Raw genomic sequence first — 16,976 nt, 5'->3', positions numbered from 1 at the left:
CGGCGTGACGCTCGCTTCGCTCGCCGGCGCATCGGTGGCCGAGGCAGCCGTCGTGCACTGGAAGAGCCCGCAGATCGAATACGCGGCCGAGGGTAAGGACGTCAAGGACGTCCTGCGCGACTTCGCCGCGAGCCAAGGCATTCCCGCCATGATCGGCAGCAACGTGTCGGGCACCGTCAGCGGGCGCTTCCATATGCCGCCCCAGCGCTTTCTCGATACGCTGGCGGCGACCTTCGGCTTCATCTGGTACTACGACGGAACGGTGCTCGACATCGTCGCCCCGTCGGACATGACGAACGCCGTCGTCGATCTAGACAGCACGTCCGTGCGCGAGCTACAGGCAACGCTAGATCAGATGGGCGTGGCAGACAAACGCTTCCCGCTCACGTACGACGCGGCACAAGGCGTCGCGATCGTCAGCGGGCCGCCGTCGTACGTGAAGATGATCAAGGATCTCGCGCAGCGTGTGGACCGCAAGAGTACGCGCCGCATGGGCGACGAAGTCCGCGTGTTTCCGCTCGCGCACGCTTGGGCCATGGACCGGACGGTGAACGTCGACGGCGAGAACGTCACCATTCCGGGTGTCGCCACGCTGCTCAACAATATGTATCACCCGCAATCTGGGAGCGGCGCACTAGCGGGGCCATCGCGCAAGCTCGCCTATGTGGCGCGCAACACGCCGACGCGCGACGTGTACGGCTCGACGGGCGGCGGAATGAGCAACGGCCGCGGTGGCGCCGGTTACGTCGCCCTGCCGCCGTTGCCGCCGGGCAGCAACGGCGGCGCGCCGATGCCGTCTGGGCAGTTGCAGCAAGCCCGCGCCGCGGCGAGTCCAGACGAGGCGCCGCCCGACGACGGCGGCAAGGACGAAACGCTGCCCGTGTTTCAAGCCGACCCGCGCACGAATTCGGTCCTGGTGCGCGACACCCCGGACCGCATGTTCCAATATCCTCAACTGCTACAGCGTCTGGATGTCAAGCCGCAGCTCATTGAAATCTCGGCGCAAATCATCGAAGTCCAGGACGGCGCACTCGACCAGCTCGGCGTGGACTGGACGCTGCACAACAGCCACGTCGATCTGCAGACGGGCGCGGGTGCGGCCCAAAGCACCTATAACGGCACGCTCGCGCCGACGTTCGGGACGACCTCTCTCGCGGGTGGCACGAGCGTGAACGCTGCGCCGCTCGGCATGTCGCTTTCCGCTGTGCTCGGCGATGCAGGCCGCTATCTGTTGTCGCGCATCGACGCGCTCACCCAGACCGACAAGGCCAAGGTGGACGCCAGCCCGAAGGTGACGACGCTCAACAACGTCGAAGCGGTCATGGACAACGTCACACGCTTCTTCGTGCCGGTGGCGGGCTATGCATCGGCCGATCTCTACACGGTTTCGACGGGCGTTTCGCTGCGCGTGCTGCCGATGGTCGTGCAGGAGAACGGCACCACGCAGATCAAGCTCGACGTGACGATTCAAGACGGTCATTTGAGCTCACAGACCGTCTCGAACCTGCCGGTCATCACGAGCACGAACATCAACACCTCGGCCTTCATCTCGCAAGGGCAGGCGCTGCTGATTGCCGGCTATGGCGTCGACGATCGCTCGCATACGGTATCGGGCGTGCCTGGACTATCGAAGATTCCGGTCATTGGCGGGCTTTTCCGAACGACCCAGCAAACCGACTCCCATATGGAACGCCTGTTCCTGCTGACGCCCAAGATCATCGAACCATGACCACCCCAGCCCTCCCCCATGCGCAGGCCGCCGCTGTACGCGACGCGGAAATCGCGCGGCTCGAAGCGCTGCTCGACAGCCAACCGTGGGGCACCGTCGCCTTCAGCCGCGCGGGCGGCGAGCACCACGTGGTGGTCGCCAACGCACGCGCCCAGCAGATGCTCGGCCGCCCGGTTGCAACGGGCGCGTCGCTCGTGCAGGTGTTCGGCGCGCTGAGCGAAAACGCGGCCAGCGGCGCCATGGCAAACGACGAAGCCCTCTGCGATGCGCTCGCGCGCGGGCTCGAGATCCCGCTCGGCGAGAGCTGGCTCTGGCTCAAGCTGGCCCACGTCGAAGCCGGCGCGGGCAACCGGGCGCCGGCGCACGGCGGCATCGACGCAACCGTCGCGCTCATCGATGTCACGGCATTGCGCCGCGGGCTCGACGAACGCATCGCCTCGCTGCGTTTTCTGTCGCACGATCTGCGCTCGCCGCTGAACTCGATCATTGCGCTCTCGCAGCTTGCGGAAAGCGATGCGCCAGCCTTCGACCAGTGCGGCGGGATGGATCAGATCGGCCGGCTCGCGCGTTATGCGCTCACCCTCGGCGAAAACTTCATCTTCTCGTCGGTGCTCGGCAATCTGCGCAAGAACGATTTTTCGCGCTTCGACTTGCGCGCGACCGTGCGCGAGCTGGTGCCCCAGCTCGAGGTCGCGGCGGTCTATCGACGCGTGCTGCTGCGGCTGTGGCTGCCCGACGAAGCGGCGGTATGGATCGAAGGCGTGCGCAGCTTCACCGCACGCGCATTCCAGAACCTCGTAGACAACGCGATCCAGGCTTCGCGCCCCGGCTCCACCGTCACGATTCTTTTCAAAGTGGGCGACGGTCACGCCGAGATTCACGTCAGCGACCAGGCCGGCGGCCTGCCGGGACTGCGCGCGAAAGGTCGTATCGAGCGTTTCGACATGCAGCCGAACCGCTCGTCGAAAGGCTTCGGGCTCGGCTTGAAGCTCGCCTCGCAGATCGTCGGCATGCATGGCGGCACGCTGCACGCCCAACCCAACGACGAGGCCGGCACGACCTTCGTGATGCGGCTGCCGTGCCTTGCGCCCGGCGATACGCCGGCGGCCACGGCCGCGGTCCACGTATTCAAGCAAGGAGCACTTTGATGAAACAACCATTGCGCGAGGAAGCGACGCCATGAAGAAGAACGCTTCGGGCAAGCCGGTGCGCGTGCTCGTGGTCGAGGACGACCCGGCGCAGCACGCGCTGCTCACTTCATGGCTCAAGGCCGAGGGCTATCAAGTCGCGTCGTTTCGAAACGGACTCGAGGCGCGCAACTATCTCGCCGACCAATGGGCCGACCTGCTCATCTTCGATTGGGACGTGCCGGGGCTCACGGGCGAGCAGTTGCTCGCGCACGTGCGCGGCCGAGCGCGCTCGGCGGTGCCCGTGATTTTTCAAACCGTTCATTCATCCGAGTCCGACATCGCGAAGATTCTCGACGCGGGCGCCGACGACTTTCTTGTGAAACCGCTCGATCGTGCCGTGCTGCTCGCCCGTGTGCGCGCCGTGCTGCGACGCGCGGAGTCGGGCCAGCACGATGGCCGCAAGCTGCTCGTCGACGACGTGGTGCTGGACCGCGGACGCCAGACGCTCGTCGTGGGCGAAACGCCGCACGCGCTCGGCACCAAGGAGTTCGACATTCTCTGGCATCTGGCCACGCACGCCGGCACGGTCGTGCAACGGCAGGACCTGCTCTCCGTCGTCTGGGGCTGGGACGTGATGGTGCAAACGCGCTCGGTCGACATGTACGTGAGCCGCGTGCGCACGCAACTCAGAAAAGCCGACGTGTCGTGGACCATCCAGTCCGTGTACGGCGCCGGCTACCGGCTCAACCTGGGCCCGGAGCCCGAGGACGGCGCGCAGAACGACGCGCCGCGGGAGCCGGCCAACGACCAACCGTTACAGATCGACGAAGGAATCGCCCCATGACAATCGACCGCCTTTTCGCGGCCCTCGCTACCTCGGGCCGGCGCACCGCGCGCCGGAGCGCCGCAGGCCGTTTCGCCCTCGCTGCCTGCGTGGCCGCCGCAAGCGCGGCGCAAGCGCGAGCCGACGTCCCCCCCTGGCAGAGCTCGCGCTTCGAGTATTCGGCCGCAAGCGCGAGCGTGCGCGATGCGCTCGCTGAACTCTCGCAGCAGGGGCATGTGCCCATCGTGGTCGCCACCGACGTGGATAGCCGAATTGCCGGTCGTTTCAATATGACGCCGCAGCATTTCCTCGACGTGGCGACGACCGACAGCGGCCTTGACTGGTACTACGACGGCACGGTGGTGCGCGTCTCGCGCACGTCGGCGCGCCGCACGCTCGCGATCCGGCTCGACTACGCCGAGCCCGAGGAACTCTTTAGCGTCCTGCGCGAAACGCACATCGCGGACCCGCGCTTCCCGCCGCAACTCGACGAAGGCGCCCGCGTCGTGACCGTCACGGGGCCGCCCGCCTTCGTCACGCACGTCGAACAGGCCGCGCGTGCGCTCGAGCGGGGCGCGCGCGAGCGCACGCGCACCGCCGTGCGGGTCGTCAAGCTCACGTCGGCGCGCGCCTCGGACCGCGACGAACGCCAGGGTGGCCGGGTGATCGTCGAGCCCGGCGTCGCGACGTTGATACGCCAGCGCGCCCGCACGGCGCGCGAACAGCCGCTCACACCCGGCGTCACGCCGATCGAATACGAAACGCCGCTGCCGATCCTCGAGGCCGACGCAACGAACAACGCCGTGCTCGTTCGCGACCGCCCAGAGCGGCTCGCCGCCGACGTCGCGATGATCGAGTCCTACGATCGGCGGCCGACGATCGTGCGCCTCGTCACCTACGTCGCGCAAGTCGATAACGATGCGCTCGCGGCCCTGCCGTTGCCGTGGCGCGCCGCCGAAAACCCGGGCGCCGCGCGCGTGGCCTACACCGACGACGAAGGCGCCGACATGCTGACTCAGTTGCGCACGTTCGAGCATGATGGACGCGCACACATCGAACTCGCGCGCGACATGACGACCGTCGATGGCACGCCCGTCAACGTCAATCGCTACGAGAACCGTCTCGTCGAGGCCGTCGACCGCGGCGCAGACGAAACCGCCGACGGCAGCGGCAACGCACTGCTCGACGTGGCGACCGGCATTGCGCTGGACGTAACCCCGGTGGTCGAGCCTGGCGACGGCACGCCGAGCGGCACGGCGCACGTGGCGCTGACGATTCGCCTGACCAACGATGCCCAAGGGGCCAGTGCGACGCAGCAGGCTCAGGCCGAGGTCAGGCCGCGCCGCTGCGCCGTGATTGCCTTACCGGCGCAGGCGGCTGCCTCAGCCGCACCGCCCGCCGGCCAGCCACCTTCCGGGGCTTCGTCCACGGGTGCCGGCGCCGCTCCCTTGCGCACGCAGGTCGTGCTGATCGTGCCCTATCTGAGCGGGTTGGGTTCGAACGGCGCTTGACATCCGAAGCTGTCTGGGCTGCGACCCGCGCGAGACGCGTCGATTCCGCACGCCGGAGGCCCGAAGAATGCGGATCACGCGGGGACTGCAGGGAAAGCATGACTAAACTTTTCCGCGTTTCGTCCGTAACCCCTGGTACGCGGACGAAAGTCTGCCAGGGGCGCCCCGGTTCCCAGGGGCGCAGCAATTTGTAGCGCATTTCCCTCCGCGCCCGGTATTTACGAGGCTTTCCGCATGACATCGCTGGCCTACCGCCGCAAGTACGGCCTGCGTCTGTTCGGCCGGCGCCGGCGCGAGCATTCCAGGCTGCTTGCGGTCTTGCTTGCGACGCTTGCCGCTGGCGCCGGATTCATCGAGTCCGCGCAAGCGCAGTACACCTGCCCGACCTCCTGCACGAGCATGACGCTCAACGGCGGTCAGATGCAGACCGTCAATTCGGGCGGGATCGCCACCGATACCACCCTCAACGGCGGGTTCCAGAGCGTCAGTTCAGGCGGCGCCGCGATCGGCACGACCGCGAACTCAGGCGGACAGCAGGGCGTCTTCGCAGGTGGCGTGGCCAGCGCCACGACCGTCAACAGCGGCAGCGTCCAGTTCGGGCTCGGCGGCTCGATCGTCGATACCTCGGTGACCGATGGCGGCACGCAGGAAATCGACAGCGGGACGGCGGCGAACATCGTGATCAGCGGCGGCCTCGCGGCGCAATATGTCAGCGGCGGTGCGGTGACCAGCACGACCGTCTACGACGGCTATCAGGAAGTCGATGGCGGGACGGTCACGAGCACCGTCGTGAGCGGGGCGACCGCTGTCCAGTACGTCTACGGCGGATCGGTCACCGATACGACGTTCTCGGGCAGCCTCCAGGTGATCTCCGGCGGCGTAGCGACATCGAACGTGCTCTCGGCCACGGCCGAACAGGACCTCTACGGCGGCGCGGCCATCGGCAACACGCTGACCGACAACTCGGTTCAGGGCATCTTCTCGGGCGGCGTGGCCAGCGCCACGACGCTCGCCAGCGGCGCGGGTCAATACGTCTCCAGCGGTGGCGTCGCGTACGGTACGATCGTCAGCAGCGGCGGCACGCAGTTTCTCTCTGGCGGCACGGCCACCAACACGACCGTCAGCAGCGGCGGCATTCAGTCGATCTACTCGGGCGGCGTGGCGAGCGCCACCATCATCGGTAGCGCGGGCGTCGAGCAAGTCTACGCAGGAGGCACGGCGAGCGGGACCACGGTCGAAAGCGGCGGCAACGTCTATATCAACAGCGCAGGGGTTGCCGTCGGCACGCTCGTGAGCAGCGGGGGCGCGCAGAGCATCTCGTCGGGCGGATCGGCATCGGGCACCGTTGTCTTCTCGAGCGGCACCGAGTTCGTCAACTCGGGCGGGCTCGCGAGCGGCACGACCCTCAGCGGCGGCAACGAGTTCGTCTGGACGGGCGGGTCCGCCCTCGCGACACAGGTCGCTGGCGGCGCGCAATTCCTAATGGGCGGCTCGGCGTCGAGCGCAACCGTGTTCAGCGGCGGGGCCCAATACATCTTTTCGGGGAGCGTGGCCAGCGCGACGACTGTCTCGAGCGGCGGCAATCAATACGTTAGCAGCGGCGCGTCGACCATCGGGACCGTGGTGAGCGGCGGTGGCGAGACGATCCTCGCGGGCGGCACCGCCGTCGGCACGACCGTGGGCAGCGGCGGCGGCGCGTATCTGCTCGGCGGAGCAACCTCGGGCACCACCGTGCTCTCCGGCGGCAACGAGTATGTCTACTCCGGCGGCGTGGCAAGCGCAACCACCGTCGGCAGCGGCGGCAACGAGTACGTCAGCAGCGCGCTGGCCATCGGCACAGCCGTGGCGAGCGGCGGCTACCAGAACGTTCTTTCAGGCGGAGCCGCGACCGGGGCGTCGATCGCGACAGGCGCCCAGCAGAACGTCTGGACTGGCGGCACGGTATCGGGGACGACGCTGAACGGCGGCGCGCAGTTTCTGTTCGGCGGCACGGCCGTAGCGACGACAGCGAGCGGGGGCGGCGCCCAGTACGTTTCGTCGGGCGGCGTGGCCAGCGGAACCGTCGTCGGCAGCGGAGGACACCAGTACGTGAGCAGCGGTGGCTCGGCGATCGGTGCCGCCGTCCTCGACGTGGGCTCGCAAGTCGTCTTCGGCGGTGGAGTGGCCAGCAACACCGCTGTCGGCAGCGGCGGCGCGCAGTACATCTTTGCCGGCGGCATCGCTTCGGGCTCGACGATCAGCAGCGGCGGCGTGCAAAACATTTCGTCCGGCGGCACGGCGACGAGCACCGACGTGGCCAATGGCGGCGCCCAATACGTCTTTTCCGGGGCAGTCGCCAGCGCAACGACTGTCGGCAGCGGTGGCGTCCAATCCGTCAGCAACGGCGGCAGGACGTTCGGCACGGCAGTCACGTCGGGCGGCACGCAGACCGTCGCGAGCGGCGGTCTCGTCTCCGGCACCACGCTCTCGACTGGCGCGATGCAGAGCATCGCCTCGGGCGGCATCGCAATCGGCACCGTCATCGGCAGCGGCGGCACGCAGACGGTTTCCAGCGGCGGCATCGCCACCTCCACCGCGCTCGGCGCGAACGGCACGCTGCTCGACAATGGGACGGTCATCTTCGATCAGACGACGACCTCGACCTATGCGGGCACGATTGCGGGCAGCGGCACGGTGATTCAGCAAGGCATCGGCACGACGATCGTCAGCGCGGACAACCACGCCTTCTCAGGCGCCACCGTCGTCTCGTCGGGAACGCTGATCGTCGGCGAGCTCGGTCAGGACAGCGCATCGCTCGGCGGCGACGTGAGCGTGCGCAGCGCGGGCACCCTGCGCGGGCACGGCTCGGTCGGCGGCTCGGTCGCGAACGCCGGCACTGTCATGCCGGGCGGCACGATCGGCACGCTGACCGTCGGCGGCAACTATGTCCAGGCTTCGAACGCGGCGCTCGTGATCGAGGTCAGCCCGACCGCGGGATCGCAATTGAGGGTGCTTGGAACGGCGACCCTTTCCGGCGGGCTATCGGTGCTCTACGACCCCGGCACGTATTCGGCGCGGGCCTATGCGCTGCTGACCGCGAACGCCATCAACGGGCGCTTCGACTCCGTGTCCTCGCAGACGACAGCGGGCGCGAACCTGAACGGCCTGACCCAGAGCGTTAGCTACGGCGCGACCGAGGTCGATCTCCAACTCGTGAACGGCGCCGCGGTCGTCGCTCCGATCGATACCACCATTTTCACCGCGCTCGGCTCGACCGTCGTCCAGGCCGCGCAGGCAACCGATGCGCTCGTACTCGATCGTCTCGCGACACCGGCCGGCGCGCAATCCGCCGCCGCGCACGGCGGCGCCTGGGTGACGGCCATGGGCGGCTATGCGCGCGCCGATGGATACGACAATGTTTCAGGCTATGGGGCGCATCGCTATGGCGCCGTTGCGGGGCTTGACCGCGGCGACGATCACGCGCGAGTCGGCGGCGCGCTCGGCTTCGAACATGCGCAGATCGGCGAATACGGCTCGCCCGACACGGGCCGTTTCGATGCGCTGCGTCTCGCCTTGTACGGCAGCCATGCCCTCGGCCCGCTTCAGGCCGCCGCACTCGTTGGCTACGGCGTTCATTGGGCCGGGCAAACGCGCCCGTTCGGCAGCGCAGGCGCCGATACGGCCGAAGGCGACCACCTGATTCAAGCGGTGACCGGCGCCGTGCAGGCCAGTTTGCCGATGCATTTCGGCGGCGCGGTGCTCACGCCGCGCGCCGGCCTGCGCTGGGCCTATGTCCATGGTCAGGGGTTCGTCGAATCGGGCGCAGGCGGACAGGACCTGGCCGTCGGCGCCGACACGGTTCACAGCCTGCAGCCGTACGCGGGCATTTCGCTCGCGCACGCTTTCGGCAGTGCCGAACGGCCAGCACGACTGCACCTCGACTTCACGTATGCCGCGGAGCTCGCGGGCCGCGCGCGCGCCGTAACCGTGTTCGCGCAGGATGGGACGGCATTTGCCGCGCCCGGCGCAGCGCTTGCGCGCGAAATCGTCTCGCTGGGGGCGGGCTTGCAGGCCCAATTGGGCCGCGCTTGGTCGGTCTCGGCCGACGCCTCGACGCAATTCCGCTCGGGCTCCGAGATGAAATTGAATCTGAGCTATCGCTATTGACGAGCGACGACGCGCGCCCTAGCGCCCCAATTGCCCGAACGCCGGAATGCGCCGCAGCGCCGTCTTCACCTGCTCCGGCGTGATCAGCCGCGTGCACTCGAACTGCCGCGGCGTGTCCTTGTGACGCGGACACCAGAAGAAGTCCTGATGATCGAAGCGGTGCCGCACATCGTTCCAGCAACTGTTACAGGCGTGATAGTTGATCACGCGAAACGGCGTGGCGAACTCGTTGGTCTCGTGCGTGAACCCGCTGATGAGCACCGTGGGCGTGCCCACCGCCCAGGCCAGCCACGAAAGGCCGCTCGACAGGCCGACGAACAGGCTCGCATGGCGCAGCCAGCGCACGCGCTCCTGCAGCGGCCTGTCGCCCGTCTCGTCCTCGGCGCCGTAGGGGATGTGGTTCCAGACGTAACCGAACCCATGGGTGGCCTTCTGATCGATGCAGATCACGCGATAGCGGTGGGCCTTCAGGAACGCGACGATCTCGCGCCAGCCCGTGGGGTGGTTCCAGTATTTCGCCTGGGTCGAACTTTGGACCGCGATCACGGCATAAGGCTCGTCGATCGGGCGGCTGTCGTCGTCGAGCGCGAGGCTGGGCCGCTCCTCGGCGGGATCGACGCCGAGCAGGTAGCCCGCCGTCCGGTGCAGGCCCACTAGCCGGAAATCGCAGGGCTGGCGCACGCACTCGTTATCGTCGAAGAAGAGCCCGAGGTTGTACGTGGCGTAATACTGCTGCGGGCGCACGGCCTCGGGCGTGACGAACTCGATCTCGGGATAGGCCTTCGCGAAGAGCGCAATGAGCTTGTCGGACATCGCGCAGGTCAACCGGCATCGGTGCTTGCGCTGAAACTTCACGGCATACGGCAGCCACCCGACGACATCGCCGATCGTGCCGACCGGAAACTGGATCAGCACCGGCCGGCCTTCCGCACCGTAGTGATGCGCGAACAAGGGCGGCGCGTCGGGCGCTGCCTCGCGGCGCCAAACCTCGATCGAGAAGCGCACGAAGTATTTTTTCGAGCTCAGCACGAGACCCGCGTCGAGTTCGGTCTCGAAGATAACGTTGCCGGTGTCGAGATCGCGCAGCCGCACGCGCCAACCGCCCTCGGGCAACGCGACGCGGCAGCCGTCGTTGAAGTCGAAGCGGATGCCGTGCGGGCCCGTCTGCGTCGCGGGCGGCGCCGGCGGCGTAAAGGCGGGCTTGGGCGGCATCGCCGCATTCGCCGTGGCCCCGCCGGCTTGGACGGCCGAAGCCGGCAAAGCCGATGAAGCCGGCGCGCACGAGGCGGTTTGCTCGAGCGGCGAAGCACCAGAAGAAGGCTGCATATCGTTGATTCCCTTGGCGGCGTTCGACTGACGTCGCGTCAGGCTGCGCCGGCCATGCCGGTTGCCGTGGCGCCGTCGACCGGATTCGCCGGCGCTCCACTATGGCCATATCGACCTTATCGGGCGAAGGTTGAACCGAATCAGGGTTTCGGAGCATACGACATCGCGCTGACACATGAGTCTGGCTCAATACCGGCGGTCGTTGCAATGCCCTTGTGGCCTTTGCCCCACGTACTTTTTTGGCCACCCTTCACCACCATGGACCGCGCCCTTCGCCTTCTTGCGCCCCCATCCGCACCCGCTCGCCTCACGAGCCGGGTTCGCGCCCAAGCCCGGCTTCTGACGCCCGGCGACCTGCCCGCCTTGCTCGAACTCGAGCACGAGAAGTGGAACGCCGTCCAGGCGGCGTCGCGAACCCAACTGCTGGCACGGATCGAGGCTCATCCCGAACTCGCGATGGGAGCGTTCTGCGTGCACACGGGAAAGTTGCTCGCCTCGCTTTTTCTGAAGCCCGTGCCCGATGATTTCGATCGCGACGCGCAAACCTGGCAGTCATGCGTGGCAGCGACGTCGCCGCACGACAGCCGGTCGCTGTTCGGCATCAGCCTGAGCAGCCGGGATGCCGCCGGCGTCGACGCGCTGTTCGCGTACTTCTGGCCTCGGGCGCTCGCGCGCGGTTGGCGCTATATCTATCTCGGCTCCCCGGTGCCCGGGCTGCGCGCATGGCGGCAGCGCCATCCGCACGGCAGCGTGGAGGACTACGTCTACCGTCGCCGTCGGGGCCGGCCGTTCGATCCGCAATTGCGCTACTACCACCGGCGCGGCTTTACGAAGATCGTCGGCGCGAAGCGCGACTATTTTCCGCACGAGCGCTCGCTCGACTATGGCGTGCTGCTGCGTTGCACGGTCCCCCTCTCGCTGCTCGCCCCCGTCTGGCAACGCCTGCCCGCGGCGTGGATCACGAGCGTCACGCGCACGCTCGCCTCCTTCCTTTGATCGAGCCGGAGTCCCCCATGATTTCTGCCGTTGCCGTAGCGGCGCGCCCGAGCCGCCACGCCGATCTGCCGAGCCTGTTGTTTCTCGCCATCGTCGCGTTCAACACGATCGTGCTTGCGATCACGCCACACCTCTGGCTGCGGGTGCTGCTATGCCTGCCGCAGGCGCTGCTGCTGGCCGGCTGCCAGGAGGCCAAGCACATGGCGGTTCACGGCACCTTCCTCTCGAATCGCCGTGCGAACGATACCGTCGGCCTGTTTTGCGCCGCGCTGTTCGGTGTGAACTTCACAGCCTATCGCTACTTCCATCTGCAACACCATCGCGCGAGTTGCACGCAGGCCGACCCCGAAGGCCGGCTCTATGCGCTCAGTTGGCGCACGCGATGGATCTGGGCGCTCGCGCCGCTGGAGCTGCCGTGGATCGCCTGGCATCAGAACCGCGTCGGCTGGCCGATGGTGCCGCGCTCGAGGCGCCGCGAGCGCAGCGTTGCGCTCGGCTGGATGCTCGGGCTCTTCACGCTCGTCGCCCTCGGCGCATGGCGTGCGCCGCAAGCCGTGCTCTGGGCCTATGCGCTTCCAGCGGTCCTCCTCGCATGGTTCGATTTCATGCTGACGCAAGCAGAGCACTACGGGGTGCCCATCGCGCGGGCCGCTACGCACCGAGAGCCCGGCGACATCACGCATGACATCGTGCTGCCCTTCGGGCTCGGTTGGCTCATGCTCCACCGCTCGCTGCACCGCGTCCACCATCGCTATCCGGCCGCTCGCTGGCACGACGCGCCACGGCGCCTGCGCGACGATCCGACGGCCGCGCCGCTAACCTACTCTGCATTCGTGCGCCATTGGCTGGCCGCGGGCCCGCGGCTCTGGCTGCCGGACGGCCCGGAACCGGGTGCGTCGGTTGCCGCCCCGAAGCGTCGCCGCAACCTCGGCCAATGAGCGGATACCGATTCTCGATCGCGCAGCCGGACGATGACGCACAGCTGCGCGCCCGCATGGCGGCCGATTGGATCGAGGGCGCCGTCGCGCTGAGCCTGCGGCGCGAACCGTCCTACTTCGCCGCATCCCGCCTGCAGGGCGCAATGCAGACCATCGTCTGCCGCGAGGCGGCCACGGACGCCATCGTGGCCACGCTCGCGCGCAGCGTGGCGACCGTATTGCTCGACGGCGTGCCACAGCGCGCGGCGCTCGTCTCCGATTTGCGCGTCGATCGCGCTCACCGCGGCCGCGGGCTGGTCGCGCGACTGTTCGGCGAACTGCGTGCACTGCACGAGGCCGAACCCCTGCCTTGCTACACGCTCGTCTATGAAGACAACGAAGCGGCGCTGCGCAGCCTCGCGAGCGGGCGCCCCGGCATGCCGCGCCTGCGGCGATTCAGCCGGCTGCAAACGCATGCGCTTCACCTGGGCGCCCGGCGGCGTCCTCCTGCATCGACGCAGGCGGCGATCAGGCGCGCGCGGCCGGACGAGTTGCCCGAGATCGTCCGCTTTCTCGCCACGCAGCGGACCGGGGGCGCCTGGGCGCCCGTGATCGGCGTCGACGATTTCGAACCCGGCGGGCGCTGCGACACGCTACGCGCGGAGGACTTCTTTTTGGCGCTCGGCGACGACGGACGTATCCGCGCAACGATCGCCGCATGGGATCAAGCGCCGCTGCGGCAGGCCCACGTTGAGCGCTACGCGCGGCCCATCGCCTGGGCGCGCCCGGCCTACAACGCCGTCGCCGCGTTGCGCGGCAGGCCGCTGCTGCCGGCGCCCCAAGGACGTCTGCCCTATGTCTATCTCGCCTTCATCGCCGCTGAGCATGACGACGCGGCACTGTGCGCGACACTGTTGGAGCACGTCCGCCGGGCGCTCGGCGGCGAGCGATGGTTGCACGCGTTGGCGGCACTGGACGAGCACGATCCGCTGCAGCGCGCGTTCGGCGGCTACCGGGCCATGCGCTCGGCCGTGCTCTGCTTCGAAATCCTGTTCGATGCCGAGCGCGCCCCCGCGCCGCCGGCAGGCCGCCCGCGCGTCGAATTCGCGCTCACCTGAGCGCGCCGCGTCGCATCCTTGCACCGTGCCAGGGCAAGCTCGCCCACTTGCTTCGGCTTCCTGCACATCGCATCGCACACCGTCCGGTACCGTCATCTTGGCTGTCTAGCATGGCCGACGAGAATGCACCATACCGATCTGTCCGTTCCGCAGGACCTTTTCATGCCTCGATTCAATCCGATCTCACCGCTGCCCACGTTCACCGACACGAGCGTCGCGCACGATACCGCGCCCGTGCATGGGACGTCGTCGCCCATCGTGGCGTCGACCAAACCCCCGCGCGGCACGATCAGGGACCGGTTCGAGCAGATGATCGACATGCGGAAAGTGCCGCAACCGCCGGCCCTGCACGTCGACGGGTGGAACGAGCAAACCGCAATGCAAATCTGCGAAGGATGGCGCGACAGCCTCGTCGAGAAGGTCTCGATCCCCGAGCTTTCGCATCTTCTCGCCCTGAACTTCGAACGCGCGCATGCCGACGAGATTCCGCCCGAGCGCAGAGCCGAGCGGCTGCTGCCCGAAGGCGCCGGCAAAGGCGACTACTACGAGGCAATGGTCGAAACCTTCCTGAAGGCGATCGGCACGGACGACGAGGAGATGGGGAAAATCCTCGACAGCTTCAAGCGAGCCGGCGTAGGCGCGTTGCACCGGCAGCCCGTCCTCACCTCTTCCACGGCCAACGGCATCCTCGGCGCCGTGCAGATCGGCGCAAGCCTGCATCCCCCGGCGAAGGTCGCCATCTCGACCGTACAGCTCGTGCTGACGGCCGTCAGCAGCGCGCTCGCGGTGTTTTCGGCGAAGCTGCGCTTTCGCAATTCGGGCACCGAGGAAGTGATGCCGTACGGCAAGGCCGATGCGCCGCCGAGCGGAAAGAACGGCCCTAGCGTCGCAGGCGCTTCCTGGAAACTGCTGACGCAGCTTGGCAAGATCAGCGCCGACGTCAACGAGATGGAAGCGGCGCTGGCCGAGCTCGAACGCGCACAGGCCGAATGCGCGAGCAAGCCCGAGGGTTCCGCGGCATGGCACCTCGCTGAGCGGAAACTGCGTGCCGCGGGCGACGATCTGAGCATCGCATTCGCAGCATTCTGTTTCCGCAGCGAGTACAAGGCGCAGTACAAGGCCGCATCCGAAAGCGCCAAGGTGGAATACAGAGGCAATGAGCTCAATCTCGGCCTGGGCTATGTCAACGGCGCCGCCAGCCTGACGGCGACGCTGATGGCGATTTTCGCGCCGACCGCGCCGGCCACGTTCGGCATGTCCGTGGCTGCCGTCGCGGTCGGCGCACTCGCCTATGTGGGATACCAATTGAGCACCGGCCCGAGCAAGGACGGCGAAGCGAAGGCCACGCGCGCCATCGTCGCGCTGGCGAAATCGGCCGATCTCATGGGCGGCAAGGCCGCGAAGCAGCAACAAGCGCGTGCCGAGGCCTACCGCATCTATCTCGGCGAGCGCCGCTCGCGCGACCCGGCGGTCAAATCGGGGGCGCGCGGCAAGCTGCTCGAAACACTCCGGCAGGTCGCCGCCGACGACAGCACGAACGACGAGTTGCGGCCGCTTGACAACTGGACGGCCTACGCCGACTACCGCGCACAACGAAAAGACAAGCTCACGCAAATCCAGGGCGATCATGAGCGCTTGCTCGGTCTGGTCCGCGCAGGGATCGAGACACGACATCCGCCGTCGGCCCAGACCGGGTCCAGCGGCGACCCCGCCGCACCGGCGGCACCGGGCGTGCCGTCACGAGAGCTCGACCTCGTGACGGAGGTGCTCGAAGCCGACCGCGCTCAACGAAGCCAGGCCGCGCTGCAAGCGCTCGACGCGCAGTTCGCACAAACGCACGAGGCGAAGTTCAACACCGGCGCCGTGACAAGCGCCTGGAAGACCCCCTACCGCATGCGATTCGACAGCATGGGCCGTCTGCTGCTCGGCAAAGTGGTTGCCTCGACGCGCGCGCTGCTCAAGCACAAGGCGGGCGCCGCGCCCGAGTCGGGACCGCAGGCGCAATTTCATACGACGCGCTTGGCCGGCAAGCGGCAAACCCTAAAGGCCAGCCTGCGCGACTGGGTCAACTTCGAGACAGCACAGGCACGTCTGAAGGAGGCTGCAAAGCTGCCTGCCGGCGACACGGCGGCCGTGCGCGAAAAGCTCGCTTCAGCCGCCCGGGCGCTCGCGGCGATCGGCGATGCCGACGCGCAAGCGCTCTTTACGGGCGACGGCCGCGCGCAGGTGGAAGCGACGCGGCTGGCGAAGCGGCTGACCGCCGGCGAAGAGGAGCGCTACACGATGACGATGGGGGGAGCGGCTGCCGTCGCCGCGACAGCCAATACCTTCGGCGCGGCATTCAGCCTTGGCGTTAACGTCAAGAAGGACATACTCGCAAACCAGGGCCATCCCTGGAAGACGCACTACGGAGACCAAAAGGACGGCCAGGTCATCACGCAAGGCAGCACACCGATCACGGCTCACTACTCTGCCGGAGAGCGCGCACGCTTTCAGAAGACGGAAATGGCCCGCCTGCTCGCGATACTCAAGCGCAAGGGGGAACCGTTGAAGCTCGCGCTGGACGTGCCCGAGGCGCAAGCCTATTCGCCGTCGGACCGGCAGCTCGATTTCAAGGCACTCGACGCCTCGCTCGACACACTGGTGAACGAGCTCGAGACGCGCGCCGATATCGCCGACGAACTGACGCTGTCGGTCGGCGGCCGCAAGATCACGGCCGGCAGACTCGACGGCACGACCGATTACTACACATGGCGCCGCGAGCAATCCTCCCGGCGCACGCGGGCCGCATTCCGCCTCGGTCAGGCGCGCGTCGTCGGCAAGGCAGCGTGGCTCTCGCTGGCTTCGCCCGTCGCGCAGGCGCTCGCGCACATTCCGCTTTCACGCACAGGCAAGGACGCGCGACGCGGCAGCCACAAAAGCGCCGAGGTTCGCGATGCGCTCGCGGCGCTCGCCGGGGACGCACGCACCAGTTCGGTCTCGAGCCAACGCTCCGAGCCGGCTGGCCACACTCGACCTGGCGACCATAGCGATCGCGATCATGGGGACGAGGACAGCTTCTACGAGATCGAACTCGGGCCTGCGATCGAGTCCGACCGGTTCGAGATCGACATCGGCCAAGCCGATGCGCGCATCGGCCGGTCGGGTCGCCGCTGACGCGATGGGTGCACCGGGCCCCGTTCGACCCCGCGCCCTGCCCGATCGGCAGGCTCGCCGGTTGGCTTGGTTGCATAGGGCGCTTCTGTCCATCGAGGAAATCCTGACCAGGATTACCCCTACG

10 protein-coding genes are annotated in these 16,976 nt (G+C 67.8%); 9 read left to right on the top strand and 1 reads right to left on the bottom strand.

What is annotated here, in order from left to right; all coding sequences use genetic code 11:
• The first annotated feature begins 4 nt into the window (after positions 1–4).
• The 5 genes from sctC (at position 5) to MMB74_RS14740 (ending at position 9,339) form a co-directional block, all read left to right on the top strand.
• Positions 5–1,729 (top strand): type III secretion system outer membrane ring subunit SctC, encoded by a 1,725-nt coding sequence (gene sctC, locus MMB74_RS14760; RefSeq protein WP_277429509.1) that lies wholly within the window; start codon positions 5–7, stop codon positions 1,727–1,729.
• The gene (locus tag MMB74_RS14755) at positions 1,726–2,877 is read left to right on the top strand and encodes a HAMP domain-containing sensor histidine kinase (protein ID WP_277429390.1); all 1,152 of its coding nucleotides are present in this window, start codon (positions 1,726–1,728) and stop codon (positions 2,875–2,877) included. The genes sctC and MMB74_RS14755 overlap by 4 nt, the downstream gene beginning before the upstream one ends.
• A 31-nt stretch (positions 2,878–2,908) precedes the next feature.
• Entirely contained in the window at positions 2,909–3,703 is a 795-nt protein-coding gene (locus tag MMB74_RS14750; RefSeq protein ID WP_277429389.1) for a response regulator transcription factor, read from the top strand.
• Positions 3,700–5,193, top strand: coding sequence for a secretin N-terminal domain-containing protein (locus MMB74_RS14745; protein WP_277429388.1), 1,494 nt, complete (start codon positions 3,700–3,702; stop codon positions 5,191–5,193). The genes MMB74_RS14750 and MMB74_RS14745 overlap by 4 nt, the downstream gene beginning before the upstream one ends.
• A gap of 234 nt (positions 5,194–5,427) precedes the next feature.
• Positions 5,428–9,339: an AIDA repeat-containing protein gene (locus MMB74_RS14740; protein ID WP_277429387.1), complete on the top strand. Its 3,912-nt coding sequence runs from the start codon at positions 5,428–5,430 to the stop codon at positions 9,337–9,339.
• 18 nt (positions 9,340–9,357) lie between these two features.
• Here MMB74_RS14740 and MMB74_RS14735 read toward each other — a convergent pair whose 3' ends face one another.
• Positions 9,358–10,665, bottom strand: a complete 1,308-nt coding sequence (locus tag MMB74_RS14735) for an autotransporter strand-loop-strand O-heptosyltransferase (RefSeq protein ID WP_277429386.1) — start codon at positions 10,663–10,665, stop codon at positions 9,358–9,360.
• A 258-nt stretch (positions 10,666–10,923) separates the two neighbouring features.
• Here MMB74_RS14735 and MMB74_RS14730 point away from each other — a divergent pair, with 258 nt between their 5' ends.
• The 4 genes from MMB74_RS14730 (at position 10,924) to MMB74_RS14715 (ending at position 16,852) form a co-directional block, all read left to right on the top strand.
• A complete protein-coding gene (locus tag MMB74_RS14730) occupies positions 10,924–11,661 on the top strand; it encodes a hypothetical protein (protein ID WP_277429385.1) in 738 nt (245 codons plus the stop codon).
• A 17-nt stretch (positions 11,662–11,678) separates the two neighbouring features.
• Positions 11,679–12,599 carry a fatty acid desaturase gene (locus MMB74_RS14725; RefSeq protein ID WP_277429384.1) on the top strand — a complete coding sequence of 307 codons (921 nt, stop codon included), beginning with the start codon at positions 11,679–11,681 and terminating at the stop codon, positions 12,597–12,599.
• Positions 12,596–13,696, top strand: coding sequence for a hypothetical protein (locus tag MMB74_RS14720; RefSeq protein ID WP_277429383.1), 1,101 nt, complete (start codon positions 12,596–12,598; stop codon positions 13,694–13,696). Before MMB74_RS14725 ends, MMB74_RS14720 begins: the two co-directional genes overlap by 4 nt.
• Before the next feature lie 162 nt (positions 13,697–13,858).
• A complete protein-coding gene (locus tag MMB74_RS14715; RefSeq protein ID WP_277429382.1) occupies positions 13,859–16,852 on the top strand; it encodes a hypothetical protein in 2,994 nt (997 codons plus the stop codon).
• Positions 16,853–16,976 lie beyond the last annotated feature (124 nt).

Origin of the sequence: Trinickia sp. Y13 (assembly GCF_029522115.1) — a bacterium.
Classification (GTDB): domain Bacteria; phylum Pseudomonadota; class Gammaproteobacteria; order Burkholderiales; family Burkholderiaceae; genus Trinickia.
Note: the sequence above shows the minus strand (reverse complement) of the source record. Positions and strands in the feature narration are given on the sequence as shown.

Excerpts from the sequence above, each read along its gene's own strand:
- MMB74_RS14730 (WP_277429385.1), top strand. The coding sequence starts at position 10,924 with ATGGACCGCGCCCTTCGCCTTCTTGCGCCCCCATCCGCACCCGCTCGC.
- MMB74_RS14745 (WP_277429388.1), top strand. The coding sequence starts at position 3,700 with ATGACAATCGACCGCCTTTTCGCGGCCCTCGCTACCTCGGGCCGGCGC.
- MMB74_RS14720 (WP_277429383.1), top strand. The coding sequence starts at position 12,596 with ATGAGCGGATACCGATTCTCGATCGCGCAGCCGGACGATGACGCACAG.
- MMB74_RS14735 (WP_277429386.1), bottom strand. The coding sequence starts at position 10,665 with ATGCAGCCTTCTTCTGGTGCTTCGCCGCTCGAGCAAACCGCCTCGTGC.
- MMB74_RS14715 (WP_277429382.1), top strand. The coding sequence starts at position 13,859 with ATGCCTCGATTCAATCCGATCTCACCGCTGCCCACGTTCACCGACACG.
- MMB74_RS14740 (WP_277429387.1), top strand. The coding sequence starts at position 5,428 with ATGACATCGCTGGCCTACCGCCGCAAGTACGGCCTGCGTCTGTTCGGC.
- MMB74_RS14755 (WP_277429390.1), top strand. The coding sequence starts at position 1,726 with ATGACCACCCCAGCCCTCCCCCATGCGCAGGCCGCCGCTGTACGCGAC.
- MMB74_RS14725 (WP_277429384.1), top strand. The coding sequence starts at position 11,679 with ATGATTTCTGCCGTTGCCGTAGCGGCGCGCCCGAGCCGCCACGCCGAT.
- MMB74_RS14750 (WP_277429389.1), top strand. The coding sequence starts at position 2,909 with ATGAAGAAGAACGCTTCGGGCAAGCCGGTGCGCGTGCTCGTGGTCGAG.